The organism is Mycoplasma parvum str. Indiana, from assembly GCF_000477415.1.
In the GTDB taxonomy this organism is placed as follows: domain Bacteria; phylum Bacillota_I; class Bacilli_A; order Mycoplasmatales; family Mycoplasmoidaceae; genus Eperythrozoon_A; species Eperythrozoon_A parvum.
The window spans coordinates 312,964-327,403 of record NC_022575.1; the positions used below are offsets into that span (position 1 = coordinate 312,964).

10 protein-coding genes are annotated in these 14,440 nt (G+C 26.4%); 3 read left to right on the top strand and 7 right to left on the bottom strand.

The window, feature by feature from the left end; genetic code table 4:
- Positions 1-88 precede the first annotated feature (88 nt).
- Positions 89-2,272: an ATP-dependent helicase gene (locus tag PRV_RS01680; RefSeq protein ID WP_022769844.1), complete on the bottom strand. Its 2,184-nt coding sequence runs from the start codon at positions 2,270-2,272 to the stop codon at positions 89-91.
- Positions 2,273-2,293: 21 nt separating this feature from the next.
- On the opposite strand from PRV_RS01680, the gene PRV_RS01685 reads away from it, so the two are divergent.
- Entirely contained in the window at positions 2,294-3,436 is a 1,143-nt protein-coding gene (locus tag PRV_RS01685) for a hypothetical protein (RefSeq protein ID WP_022769848.1), read from the top strand.
- Here PRV_RS01685 and PRV_RS03130 read toward each other — a convergent pair.
- From PRV_RS03130 to mnmA, 4 genes are all read right to left on the bottom strand, one after another.
- On the bottom strand, positions 3,433-3,960 hold the full coding sequence (locus PRV_RS03130) for a restriction endonuclease subunit S domain-containing protein (RefSeq protein ID WP_236608061.1): 528 nt from the start codon (positions 3,958-3,960) through the stop codon (positions 3,433-3,435). The genes PRV_RS01685 and PRV_RS03130 overlap by 4 nt on opposite strands.
- Positions 3,961-4,107: 147 nt before the next feature.
- Positions 4,108-4,599, bottom strand: coding sequence for a restriction endonuclease subunit S (locus PRV_RS03135; protein WP_022769037.1), 492 nt, complete (start codon positions 4,597-4,599; stop codon positions 4,108-4,110).
- A 90-nt stretch (positions 4,600-4,689) separates the two neighbouring features.
- Complete coding sequence (locus PRV_RS01700; RefSeq protein ID WP_022769854.1) at positions 4,690-6,018, bottom strand: alanine--tRNA ligase-related protein; 1,329 nt, start codon at positions 6,016-6,018, stop codon at positions 4,690-4,692.
- A 3-nt stretch (positions 6,019-6,021) separates the two neighbouring features.
- Entirely contained in the window at positions 6,022-7,134 is a 1,113-nt protein-coding gene (gene mnmA, locus PRV_RS01705) for a tRNA 2-thiouridine(34) synthase MnmA (protein ID WP_022769857.1), read from the bottom strand.
- A gap of 20 nt (positions 7,135-7,154) precedes the next feature.
- Here mnmA and ligA point away from each other — a divergent pair, with 20 nt between their 5' ends.
- Entirely contained in the window at positions 7,155-8,927 is a 1,773-nt protein-coding gene (ligA, locus tag PRV_RS01710; protein ID WP_022769861.1) for an NAD-dependent DNA ligase LigA, read from the top strand.
- 437 nt (positions 8,928-9,364) lie between these two features.
- Here ligA and PRV_RS01715 read toward each other — a convergent pair whose 3' ends face one another.
- Positions 9,365-10,819, bottom strand: a complete 1,455-nt coding sequence (locus PRV_RS01715; RefSeq protein ID WP_022769869.1) for an MIP family Ig-specific serine endopeptidase — start codon at positions 10,817-10,819, stop codon at positions 9,365-9,367.
- A 175-nt stretch (positions 10,820-10,994) separates the two neighbouring features.
- Here PRV_RS01715 and asnS point away from each other — a divergent pair, with 175 nt between their 5' ends.
- A complete protein-coding gene (gene asnS / locus PRV_RS01720; protein ID WP_022769873.1) occupies positions 10,995-12,314 on the top strand; it encodes an asparagine--tRNA ligase in 1,320 nt (439 codons plus the stop codon).
- A 5-nt stretch (positions 12,315-12,319) separates the two neighbouring features.
- Here the strand turns inward: asnS and nrdE are convergent, their stop codons facing one another.
- Positions 12,320-14,425, bottom strand: coding sequence for a class 1b ribonucleoside-diphosphate reductase subunit alpha (gene nrdE / locus PRV_RS01725; RefSeq protein ID WP_043896066.1), 2,106 nt, complete (start codon positions 14,423-14,425; stop codon positions 12,320-12,322).
- Positions 14,426-14,440: the final 15 nt, after the last annotated feature.

Genomic DNA, 14,440 nt, shown 5'->3' on the forward strand with positions numbered 1-14,440 from the left:
CTTTTCATGCATCAGAATTAAATCAAATTTTTAATTTCTGTAACTTTTTCATTCTTAAAAGAAATGAATTACAAAATTGATTTTATTTTTATAAATAAAAGGCTTCTAAAGGAATATCTCCAGAAATACTAGTTAAAAGATTTATTTCTTTACTGGAGCTCGAAAAGCATTCTAATTCATTTAAAAATTTAGAAACTTTAGGAACACTCAATAAATCTTCTTGTCGTACTTTCGAATTCTTTATTGGCAAATCACTAACTAATCATAATTCTTTTTTAGCTCTAGTCATACCAACAAAGAGAATTCTCCTTTCTTCCTCTAAATCTTGTTGAGTTTGAGCATAATGCTTAGGAAATTTATCTTCAACTAGATTTAGTATAAAAACATAATCAAACTCAGAACCCTTAGCACCGTGAACGGTAGAAAAATTTAAATAATTATTTTCTGTAATATGACTTACAAAATGTTGAATATATACTATCAAAGTTTCTACTATTTCTCTTAATTTAAAAATAGAAGAATTACTGTAATAAGTCATAACTTTATAGAAATGCAAAATATTACTAATACATGTACTCTTTTTATGTTGAATTTCTTTCATCAATTTACTATTCATATTTGTCTTAATCCATTCTTTTAAATCTTCTTGATTATTAATCATTTTTTCAAAATGGTTATTATCGGCATCAAAAGATTTTTTCTGCTTAATTTCTATTTCAATTAACTTTCAAAGATTTTTAATTTTGGAAATTGACTGTTTATCTTCCCGCGAAATTCATTTATTTTCGAAATTAGAAGAAATTAAATAATTTAAACTTTCAACTAAATCATCAGAATATTCTTCTATTTGATTCAAGAAATAATCTGGTATTTCTTCTTTTTTGAAATAGAATTCCAAGATGAATTTAATCGCGAATGGTTTTGCTGAAAATCTTAAAGAAATTAAACAAGCTAAAAAATAACTTTCATAATTTCAAGAAATATGCTTAGAAAAATTAAAATCTAAAAATTTTAGACCTTTTTGTAGAAATCATTTTCTCAAATATTTGGTTTCAAGATGAGTTCTTGAAATTATTGCTATTTGATTTAAATTAATTCCTGAAGCTTCTAAATTTTTAATAATTGAATAAATTTTTTTGGTCAAACCTCCTCGCTTATTATTAATTAATAAATTAATTTTTTTACCATATTCATTTTCAGTAAACATTTCATTAAAAATATCTTTCTGATTATTTTTAAGAATTAATTTATGTGAAAGATTTAAAATGTTTTGCGTTGATCTATAGTTTTGCGATAGATTGAAAAAAATTGTTGTTAAGTCTATATTTGTTTTAAAATAACTAAAAATTTCTGGATAAGCTCCTTGGAAGCCATAAATAGCTTGATTAGGATCGCCTACAAATAAAATATTCTTTTTATTATTTGATATCTCTGCAATTATTAAAAGTTGTAAGAAATTCATATCTTGAAATTCATCAACTAAAATCTTTTCAAATTTAGCAGAAATTTTCTCTTTTTTCTCTGGATTTCTTCTAACTAAATAATGAAAATAAATAATTAAATCATCAAAATCAAGTGCTTCTTTTTTATCCAATTGTTTTTGATATAAATTGAAAACATTTTTTAAAACCTGAATAATTTCTTCTCTTATGGAAGCAAATTTTTGCATTTTCATATTTAATCTAGGAGAGAGTCATTCATAAGCTTCGACTTTTAATTGAAAATTATGATTTAAATAATTTTCAATCTTATTTCTAGAGATAGCATTTTCAGTCTCTTCTAATACAATTTCATAAATTCTATCTAATTCGCTTGGGGCTTTTTGATTTTCTGAAAAAATTATTTGAATTTGATTTTTAATTTCTTCGTCTAAAAAGAAAAATTTATCTTTTACATCTTGAATAGTTAATTTGCTAAATTTCCAGCTCAATAATTGAGAAAGTTCAGTTTTAAATTCTTCTTCTAAAAATTTTTTACATACTGCATGTAAAGTTCCGGCATATTCAAATTCTCGTTTAGCTTTAACAAATTGATTAATTCTCTTTTTAATTTCAATAATTCCTCTGTTAGTATAAGTGACTAATAAAATCTTTCTAGGCTCTATTTTTTTTGATAAATAGAATCTAATTTTTTCAATAATTACAAAAGTTTTTCCTGAGCCGGGGCCAGCAATAATCCCAACATTTCTATTTTCATTAAATTCAATAATTGCTAATTGCTGTTTATTTGGTCTTTGCCCTTCAGATTTCATTACTTTTTTTAATTCTTTCAATTTAGTTATTACTTAAATTCATTGTTTTATCTAAATGAAAAAAATATTAAAGAATATACAACTATTAACTTTTTAAAAACTGAAAAATTTTTAAATTTCATTAAACCTAAGATAATGAGTCTAATTAAAAAAGAATATATTAAGCAAAACAATGTATCATTAACTCTTTTTGAAGAAAAACAAAAAATTACTCCCTCTATTCCTTCTAGACTATCTGAAGATTCAATTCAAAAAATTAATAAAAATTTTAGTTATTTAGGAAAATGGAGTGAGTTTTTCATTGAAAAATTAATTAATTTCTATAAATCCAATAATTTAGATTACAATAAACCCATTAATTTAAAAGAAAATTGATTTTTAATTAAAGAAGCTACTGAAGAAAGTAAGAAATATTTCAAAATTAAAAGTACCAGAAAAGAATCAATATTTTGATTTTTAGATTTAGAAAACTTAAATAAAAATAAATATTCTTTCTTTTTAGAGAAAGAAGAATTTGAAAATCACGATAATCAACTAATTTTTATGACAATTATGAATCATTTTCAGGCTTTTTTGCCATATTGCGAAAATTTCATGAGTTGAGATGAATTCACAAAAACTCATTCCCTAAAAACTAGTGAAGAATATAGCATTGAATGTGAAGTTTCTCGCTGAGAATTTGATTTTTTTGATATTAAAGAAAATTATCTTATTGATTTGAAATTTCAACGTAAGGGTTGAGATATTAATTGAATATGACAATTACTACTTTATGTTTACTTATTAGATTTTTACTACGGAAAAAGATCTCAAGGTATTTCTGTTTTAAATACCTTTACAGGAGAAATTTGAAAAATTAGTTTAAAAAATCTCTTTATTGAAGGGGGAGATGAAAAATTTTTTAAAGTTATGAAAACAGAAATTCAAGATTATGAAAAAATCAGATTAATGAATAGAATTCTTTCTTGCTTTAAAGAATGAGACCAAGTTTCTAATTTAAAAGAAATTATTTCTAATAATTTTTTCATACAAATAGAAGATCAAAAAATAAATGAATATGAAAAATTTATTTTGAAATTAAATTCTTATAGAAATAATTCCAATTTTTTATCGAATATTCACTCCTCTAAATGAGTGTGAAATGAATGGAATGAATTTTTAAGTTCTAATCAATTGAAAAATTAATAAATTTCTAATTTTTCGTTAAAAATTCTATTTAACAAATCTTTTTTAGTTCTATCTAATATTTCTATTTTTGACTGTAAATTTTCAATTTTTAATTGAATATTTTCACAAAAATCATTAAATTTTTCTAAAGTTTTGTCATCTGGGATTAGTATTTCAAGATTTTTAATTTTGGACGGCGTTAAACATCTTAGTTGTATACTAGAAACTACAATTTGGTTTAATCTTGGAATATGAATATTTTTTAAAGATTCAAAAATTAAATAAAAATATTCAATATCCTTAGGTATTAATATAAAAACTCCATTACTAGCTTCGAATTTTCCTCTAAAAAGTTTTGTGTGAAAATTTGTCCCTCCTTGAGATATAAAAATAGCAGCAGAGTTTTCACAAAAAGTTGAAGATCTTTTTGTATCAAATGAAGAAGTAAAGAAAGGATACACATTTTCACCATATATATATATATATATATTGATTTTGTAACGCGTGACTTGCTGGTTTTGTTCCTTTTGTAATACTAACAATTTCTTTCAGTTTTAATTTTTTTCAATCATTTTGAAAATTATTTAGTAATAATTTTTTATAAAAATAAGTTCTTAAAGATTCTAATAACTCAATTTGTCGTTCATTATTTTCAGATAATTCATCATAAGCTGAAAGAATATCTCCAATTAATCCTTGAACCCTGGGGGGGGCGCAGGAAATTTGATTAAAAATAATTGATAAGTAGGTAAGGCCTTTCTAATGGTGGTTGTAGCGGAATAAGATGCAAATTTTTCTTTTTGAGAATCTAAGCAATACTTAATAAATTTAGGATTAGAAATATTCTTATAGGGAGTAAAACCAAAAACACTAGTGGATAAAAAAGAATCATTTTTTAATAATGCTGCATCTCCTGGTGAGTTTCCTAACATAGAAATACAAACTGTATTTTTTGAAAATAATTTGTTATTCATTAAGGAAAGTTTGTTTAAAAAATAATATCTATTGCACTTCAAAATATGCAATCTACTTTGACCAACTTCTTTAACTCCAACGAAAGAAATAGATTCTTTATGTAACTTAGGATGAAATTCATATTTTCTGGAATATGGCTTTCCAGATGATATTTTTCCTAACTTATCTAAAGTTGTTAATTTCCACTCATTTTTAGGGAGTGACACAATTAAATTTCTCTAAATATATAAATTGAGAATTTAAAAGGTTTTAAAAATTAATTAATTTTAAAAATAAACACTTAGGTTTTTTATAAATTAATAATTATTTTTTAAATCAAAAGCATTAGAAAATTTTGCATTTTTAGATTTATTTCTATGTTCTTCAAAGAGTTTGAGAAATTTCTCTTTAGAGAAATCTACTTTTCTCTCACTTAGTACTTTTTCTATTAGAGCAAGAGGAGCCCCCTCTCTTTCTACTAAAATAAATAATCTTTCTTCTAAATTATTATTCTTTTGCTCTAATTCTTGAATAATTCTTTTATAAAAATTATTCAGAACTTTTTCAAAAATTTGACATTCAGATAGAATAATTTCTTTAATATTTTCTATTTTTTCCAATAAAAAAGAATGTAAGGGGGATAGAAGAGAAATAGAAATTTCTAATAAAGAAGGTAAGGCATTTAAATAATCTTTAATTCCTAATATTTTCAAAGAAGTTGCTACTCTTCTAATCAACTTTTTAACTACATAACCTCTTCCTTTATTTGAAGGGGAAACTCCCTCGCTAATTAAAAGAGTTAATGTTCTGAGATGATCAGCAATTATTTGAAAATGAGCTTTAGAAGAAGAATAATTTTGAATTGATAATTCTTCTATTTTTTTTATTAAAGGATAAAAACAAGAACTATAAAAAATATTTTCTGCCTCCTCCAAAATAGTAATTATTCTTTCTAAACCGGCACCTGTATCAATATTTTTTCGCTTTAATTCAAGATATTCCTTATCTTTAGTTACCCAAAATTGACTAAAAACAATATTCCAAATTTCTATATATCTCTCATTATTAATTCCTTCTGTAAGCAATTTAAGACTTTTGTTCTCTAAATCATATTTTTCTCCTCTATCATAATATATTTCTGTACAAGGTCCGCAAGGTCCTTCGCCAATTTCTCAGAAATTTGCTTTCCCTAATTTCAAAATAGGAATTTCTTCTCCTAGAAGCTCTCTTCAAATTAGTTCACTCTCCGAATCTTCTTCATAAACCGTAATAACTAAATTATTTTTATTTATTTTCAGGAGAGTTATTAAAAACTCTATGGCATATTGAATAGCTTCCCTTTTGAAATATCCCCCAATAGAAAAATTTCCCATCATTTCAAAATAAGTACTATGTCATGAATCTTCTTCAATGCTAGTAATATCTACTGTTCTCACAACTTTTTGAATACTTGTGCAAATTTTTGAAGAAGCTTCATTACCTTCTATAAAAGATTTTTTGATGGCACATAAACCTGAATTAATAAATAAAGTGGATTTATCATATTCAGGTGGTATTAATGAATGAGGCGGAATTACTTCATGACCTTTGGAACTAAAATACTTAATTCAAAGCTCCTTAAGCTCTGCTGGACTTACTTTAATCATTATTTAAAAAGAATTTCTATATATTCCGCATCCTAAACATAGTTTTTTATCTCCAGAATAAAAAACTATATATTGTCCGGGTGAAGTTGAAAAACAACTTTCATGCATTAATTCTATCCCCCTATTATTTATTTTCCTAATAATTCCAGAAATAAATGTGGGGGTATGTTTGAATTTCAGAAAAATATTTTCTCCTATTTCCGGTTGTTTATTTATTCAATGCAAATTTTCCACTAAAGAATATTTTTTCTTTAAATATTTTTCCCTAGTACTTTCTCCGCAAACATAAAGGGTAGAATCTTTTTCATTTTTTCCACAAACATAATATTTTTCTCTACCTCCTGAAACTAATTGACCTTTTCTCTGATTCATTGAATAAAAACATAAACCCTTATGTTTTCCTAAATATTCTTTACTTTCAATCTCAATTATTGAACCTTCTTTAGGCTCAATATATTTAGAAATAAAAGAATAAAAATTTCTCTTACCAATAAAACAAATTCCTCTACTACCTTTTTTATTTCAATTAGGAAAATTATTTTGTTTGGCTATCTCTCTAACTTTTTCTTTAGAATCTATCTCTGAGAGAGGAAAAATAATTTCTTTTAATTGATTTTGCGTTAATTTAGAAAGAAAATAAGTTTGATCTTTTTTATTTTCTTTACAAGTTCCTAAGAGAAAATTATTTTTAGAAGTAATAATTTTTGCATAATGTCCAGTTGCTAAAAATACATCAGGACCAAAAACTCGCTTAATTTTATTTAAAAGCACTCCAAATTTAATTTCAGAGTTGCATAAAATATCTGGATTTCCAATTAAATTTTTATTGAATAAAGAAATAAAAGGTTTAAAAACATAATTTCAATATTCAAAGGTGAAATTATAGATAAAGAAAGGTATTTCTAGTTTTTTAGAAATTTCTTCAGCATATTTTCTATCTTTAGAAAGAGATTCACATTCCGAATTCATTTCTAATTCATTTAATTGACTATCCCAATTTATCATATGAATTCCATAGACTCTATATCCTTCTTTTTTCAGAAGTAAAGCGGCTACTGAAGAATCTACCCCTCCCGAAAGAGCTATTACTACCTTTTTTTCTATTAAAGAATTCAAACTTAAATTAATAGTATAGTATGTCGGACCAAAGGATAGAGAAATTAAAAAAAGAGCTTAAGAAAGAAGAGGAAAAATATTATAAGGGAATACCTGAACTACCTGACGATATTTATGACTTTAAATTAAAAAAACTTAAAGCTCTCGGGGGTAAAGTGGAAGAAACAAAAGTAGGGCATGTCTATTCTGAGTCTAAAAAATTCAAAGAAGAGCATTTAGAGCCAATGCTTTCTTTAAATAATGCTTTCAATCCAGAAGAGCTTTGCCTCTTTTTCGATTCTATCGAAAAAATATTAAAGCAAAATAATAGACCTTACAAAAATAATGAATTTTTTATAGAACCAAAAATTGATGGAATGAGTATTAGTTTGCATTACAAAAAAGGGGAGCTAATAGAAGCCTTAAGTAGAGGAGATGGAATTAAAGGGGAGAGTTTATATGAACCTGTTTTAAGAATAAATAGTATTCCTAAAAAGATTAAAATTTCTGAAAATTTTCCAGAAGAAATACTTATTAGAGGAGAAGTATTCATATTAAAGTCTGATTTTAAAAAAATTCAAGAGGAAGCTTCAGAAAAGGGAATTAAAACTTTCAGCAATGCTAGAAATTTTGTAGCTGGAACATTAAGACTAAAAAATTTTGATCAAATAACAGACAAAAAATTAAGTTTTATAGCTTATAGAATCATTCCTATCTCTAAAGACAAGGAATTTCCTATAAAAACACAAGAGGAAATGATTGAAACTTTAGGAAAATTTGGTTTTACAATTCCCTCAAAAGAATATAGTAAAACCATTATCGGAAATAGAAGTAATTTAGATATTTTTCTTGACTTTATAGGTCAATTTGGAGAAGTTAAAGATGAAATTGATATTCCTAATGATGGTTTAGTAATAAAACTAAATTCTTTGGAGAATTATGGCATTATAGGGAATACAGCTAAATTTCCTAAATGAGCTATAGCCTATAAATATCCTAGTTTAGTTAAAAAAACTAAATTATTGAAAATTGAACTTAAAGTGGGTAGAAGTGGAAGAATTACATATATTGGTAAATTAGAACCAATAGTGCTTAATGGGAGCCGCATTGAATGTGTTTCGCTACATAACTTTGACAATATCAAGAAATTAGATCTAAAAGAAGGAAGTACTGTGGAAGTATGTAAATCTGGAGAAATAATTCCCCAAATTATATTTGCAGAAAGTAATTCTGAATTACCTTCTTATGAAATGCCGTTATATTGCCCTTCTTGCTCTTCTATGTTGGTGTTAGGAGAAGGAGATAAATTACAATATTGCAGAAATAAAGATTGTTGAGAACAAAAAATTAGTAGAATTGTTCACTTTTGCTCTCGTCAAGCAGTCGATATTGAGGGGCTTTCAAGAGGAATAATAGAAAAATTAATTAATAAAGGTTTTTTAACTAATATATTAGATATTTATTCTTTGAAAGAAAAGGAAGAAGAAATTTATTCTTCAAAAGATTTGAAAATTAAAAAAAAATTATTTAAAAAGTTAGTAAATTCTATTGAAGAAAGTAAAAAAGCTTCCCCTCAAAAAATACTAATTGGATTGGGAATAGATCATATAGGTGGGGAAGCTGCAAAACTACTTTTAAAAAAGTTTTCTTCTTTAAATGAATTATTTAATTCTGACTTAGAAAGTAAATTAAATATTCCCAAAGTAGGACCTAAGAGTGGCTATTCATTAGAAAATTGATTAAAAGATGAAGATAACAAAAAATTAATTGAAGGGTTAAAAAATTTAGGATTTAACTTTCACAAAGGAGAATAAAAACTTAAAAACATCTCTTAATCTTTCACGATAAAAACAGTAAACAAGACCACTTACTCTCTTCGAAAATCTTTCACATTTAGCAAAAGAGAATTCCTAAAATTCTTAAAAATAATCTGAATTTAAAAATATTTTTAAATACTAGCAATTATTAATGAATATTTGAGAATTTCTTTTTTGATGGGGATTAATAAACTCCGAAGAATCAAAAAAGAAAGTTCCTTTAACGCCAAAACAAAAAAAATTCGTTATATTAATAGTTGTACTTTTCATTGCAACATTTATATGTTTATTCACTATTATGATCATTGGACTATTTTTCTCCCATTTAATTGTTCCTCATTAAAAAAATGAATTAATAAAAACTTTCATTTGATTCTGTAAGAAAACTTAAAAAATTAACCCCTTACAGGGGGTTTAAATTTTTTTAGCTTAAATTAAATAGAACTATTGAATTCTTGAGTTTGTTTTTCTCTCAAGAAAGTTTTTACATTAGCATAGAACTTGTCTAATTGACTCTTATAAGAACTTGTTTGATTTCCAGCGCCTCTAATTAAATCAAACTTAGGAGATTTCTTACCTCCAGAAAGATCTAAACTATAAGACCTTATAGGCTGCACTCCTCCTAAATCACCTCCTCAACTAAATGAATAAAGACCTAATAAATTTTCATTCTCGTCAACAACTAGTGAGCCTGATCCTCCAGCACCAATATTTGTTTGATTTATTCAATAAAGAAATCCTGTTAATTCTTGATTAGATGAGCCTCCATCTCATTTCAATTTAAAAGAGGTATCTCCTAATCCTCTGAGAGACTTCTTACCTTCATTTAATCTTTGAAGATCATAATTTAGTGTTGATTGATGTAAAGTAGCGGCTGTAGAATTTCTGTATTCTGCAACTTTATGATTGAAAGTCATTTGTTCTCCTCCTCGAGCAGGAAACCCGCCGACATAATAAGCGGTATTGTAAGTTTTCTCATCGAAAAAATTATTTTCACTTTCTGTAATTCCTTTATTGAAAAAATTTAAAGGGGTTCTCTCTCCTTTTCCATATTTACCGTGAAAATTATCTGTCGCATCTTTTGCGTCGTATTGATCATGAAATACCACTTCCAGAACTATAAAGTCGTGGAAATAATCTTTATTATTTTTATGAGAATTTTCACCTAAGTGATTTCTTGCAGCTCAAAATAATTTTGTTTCTTTAACACTAACTTTCTTTAATTCTTTTTGTCCAATTTCGCCTTCCTTTTCTTTTCAAATCGCTAATTGAAGTGAAGAATTAGAGGCTCTTCTGCCTTTGCAAATTTGAGAGAGTTTTTGGTCAAAATTATTTCCTAGAGAAAAATCAAATCTCTCAAATACATGAGCATTAGTTGCAATAAATCACTTAGTTGGATATTTATTTTCATCTTGCGGTCATTCATAATCAAGTATTCAACCAGTACCTATGGAACAATTATGTCGCAAACCCACTGTGTAATCTCTTATCTTTTGTTCTATCTGTTTACTTTTTTCTTGATCTCAGTTTTTAACAGCAAAATTATGTGATCGATAAAACTCTTTTTTAACTTCATTGAACTTCTCAATTTCTTCTCTATTTTGAACTAATTCCCCAATCTCTTTAGCAAAAATTTGTCTTATTTCTGGATGTACTTCCGGAACTTCTCTTATTTGTTTTCTGTGACTTAAATCACTATTCAATGAACTTAACTTGTTATCAACTGCCCCCCCCGAAACCATCTTTTCTCCTACATTCATTACTTGATTTTGAGGAATTTCTTCATTTCTTAGTCTTCCAAAATGATTACTATTTCATAAATATTTAGTTAAAAAACCTCCCCCTCCAACTCCCCCAATAGCTAAAACTGCTGAAATTAATTTAGTCAATTTAACTATTTAATATTTACTTACTGACAAGTTTATATAAAAAATCTAGCCTCCACTGAATTTTATTAAATAAAAAAATTAAAGAATTAAATCAACAAATTTGATGAACATAAAACCAAAATCTAACAACTAAAATTTAATAGTTAAATTTTATTAATTTAAAAAAACAAAAATAATGGATAGAGATTCCATCTCTATTAATGAGTTGTTATCTACGGCTTCAGATATTCAAAGAAAAGAATATTATGTTAAGGGTTGAATAAAAACTATTCAAAAATTCTCAACAATTGAATTTTTACAAATAGTTGATGGATCTAATCTAACTGGCATTCAAGTAGTTTTAGATGGAAAAAGTTTAGAAAGTAAAAATATTTCTTTTGGGGATGCAGTAGAAGTTAGAGGAATTTTATCTCCCTCCAAAGGAGGTAAACAAGCTTTTGAATTAAAGGCTACACATCTAGAATTATTAAGTAAATCCATTGATTTTCCTTTAATTCCCAAAGAATTATCTTTAGATTACTTAAGAAGTCAACAATTAGTTCGTCATCGAACTAATTTATTTAGTGCTATTTATTTAATAAGAAGAGAAGTTGTTAAGGCTATGAATGATTTCTTTTACGAAAATCATTTTTATCCCTCTTTTGCTCCAATCCTAACTTCTAATTCTTGCGAAGGGGGAGCTGAATTATTTCAATTGGCGCCGGAATATAATGAATTTTTTAAAAAAGAACAAGTTTTGTTGAGTGTTAGTGGTCAATTTTATTGTGAAGTTATTTCTTCAGGTTTAGGTAAAAGTTTTTCTTTCGGGCCTACCTTCAGAGCTGAAAAATCTAATAGTCAAGCACATTTAGCTGAATTTTGAATGATTGAAGTTGAAGAATCATTTTCCAATCTAGAGAAAATAATTCAAACAACTTACAATCTTTTCAATTATTTATTAAGTAAAGTATTAGATAATTGTCAAGAGGCTTTACAATTAATTTCCAAAGTCTCTAAAGAAAAAGATTTAGTGGGAAAATTACTAAAAATTAAAGAAACCAAATATAAGTTAATTAATTATTGTGAATGCATAGAACTCTTAAAAAAGACTTGAGGGGATGAATTGAATAAAGAAGATGAACAAACACTTTGCAAACTTTTAAATACAAAAATATTATTTATTACTAATTTTCCTTCTAATCAAAAACCTTTTTATATGACTAGAAGTAAAGATAAAAAAACTACTTTCTCTTTCGATATGATAGTTGAAGGTGCCGGAGAATTGGCTGGAGGTTCTGAAAGAGAGGGAAAAATAGATGAGTTAAACTCATCTATTAAAAAAATGAATTTAAATGCTAAAGAATTAGAGTGATATTTGCAATTAAGAAAATATGGTTATTTCTCTTCTGCAGGTTTTGGAATGGGATTTGAAAGACTATTAATGTTTTTAACTGGTCTAAAAAATATTAAAGATTTATCTGTATTCCCCCGTTCTTACGGAGGCTTTCAGTTATAAAAAGATTATGCTTGACACATTAAACATTCATTGGGTTGTAAATTTTTAGTTCTCACGTAATAAAGGGATTTGAGCCCTTTATGGTGTGCATAAAGATATAACTTAACTAAATCTCTAGTTGTCGAGTTATTAGTTACATAAAGAATTGTTGAAATTCCTTGATCTATATGCTTTTGAATAGTTGCGGATAAATCAATTAATTTCTTTTGATCTATTTGATAGGCAGATTTATATAGGTGATAATTTTCCTTTTTGAGAAAGGGCATAGGAAAATAAGTCATTGAATTTCCATATAGTCTAGTTTCTATTGGAGCAATAATTGGTTGTATTGAAGCTGTAGCTCCTTGCAAATAACTAATACTTTGAGTAGGAGCTATAGCTAATCTATAAGCATTGTAAAGACCATTTTTTTCTACTATTTTTTGCAAATTTGCTCAGTCTTCCTGAGAAGGTATTTTTACATTTTTAAGTAACTCTTTTACTTTTTCGCTTTTAGGTAAATAAGAGTTTTCTAAATATTGTTTGAAATATTTTCCATTGGCGTAATCAGACAAATGGAAATTGTGGAAACTCTTATTTTTTTCTTTAGCAATCTTAGAACTAGCTAAGATTGAGTAATAATTAATTGCTGAAAATAATGAATCAGCAAACTCTAAAACTTCCGGATCATCATAAGCTAAATTATTTTTCAATAAAAAGCCTGTGAAATTTAACATACCTAGTCCTACAGATCTAAAAGATTCATTAGCTTTTCTAATGCTTGGAGCATTTTTAATAGAAGTTAAATCACTGACAGCAGTTAAAGCTCTCATAGAGATGTCAATAATCTCTTCTAAATTAGTTGCTTCTAATAAATTAACTAAATTTAATGAAGCTAAATTACAAGAGACATCATATCGAATTTGATCTTCATCGCCATAATCCCCTATAGTTGAGCTCTCTTGCAATTGAAATATTTCAGTGCATAAATTGCTCATTTTAATAGTTCCTAGACCATTTAAAGGATGTTGTCTATTTGCATTATCTATGTATATTACATAAGGATAACCAGACTCAAATTGAATCTGAGCTATTCTAGTTAAGACAGCTCTAGAGGACAATTCTTTTTTGAGAATGTCTTTATCCTCGGCCAATTTATCATATCATTCATTCATATTTAGATCTGATAGACAAACTTTATATTTTTGATAAATAGTATTTGGCTCAAAAATATAAAAATCTTTATTTTCTGTCGCTAATTGCAAAAATTTATCAGGAATTATTAAACCTATTGATAAGGTTTGAATTCTTGATTTTTCATCTGCATTAATTTTCTTGCAATCAATAAAATCAATGAGATCAAAATGAAAAATATTTAAATAAGCTACTCCACTTCCTCTCCTCATTCCAAGTTGATCAGCATAATCAAATACATTCTCTAATATTTTTAAAACTGGCAATACTCCAGAAGCTGTGCTATCTATTTTTTTGATTGAAGCTCCTCTTCCCCTCAATTTTGAAAGATTAACTGCGACCCCTCCTCCAATTTTGGAAAGTTGCATAGAAGTTGAAATGATATAGTTTATTGAATTTATAGAATCTTCCGTTTCTAGCAAAAAGCAAGAAACTAGTTCTCCAGACCTTTTTTTACCAGAATTAGAAAAAGTAGGAGTTGCTGGTTGATAAATTTGTTTCATTATTAAATCTGCAATTTGACAAGCTAACTCAAAATTGCCATCTCCCAAAAATAAAGAAACTACAATTACCCTATCTTCATAACTTTCTAAAATGTAATTTCCGCAATTACTTTTAAGAGCAAAACTTTCAAAAAATTTAGAGATAGAAATATAGCTTTTTCAAGAATGTGAAAAAGCATATACTCTTTTAGCTAGTTCATTAATCTGTTCTTCTTTATAACTGGTTAATAAACTAGGGAAATAATAATCTTCTTGAACTAATCAAGAAATACGTTCATAGCCAATTTTTCTAGAAGAATATTTTTCATGCTCAGCAACATATTTTTCATATTCTTTTATTGCAAGTAAATCTTTTTCTAGGGAGAAGAATCCATCTTCTCCCTTTAAAGTAACTTGGTTGTTATATATTAAAGAGTTATAGTAAAAAGTACTTAAAGTTTTTCTCTGTTT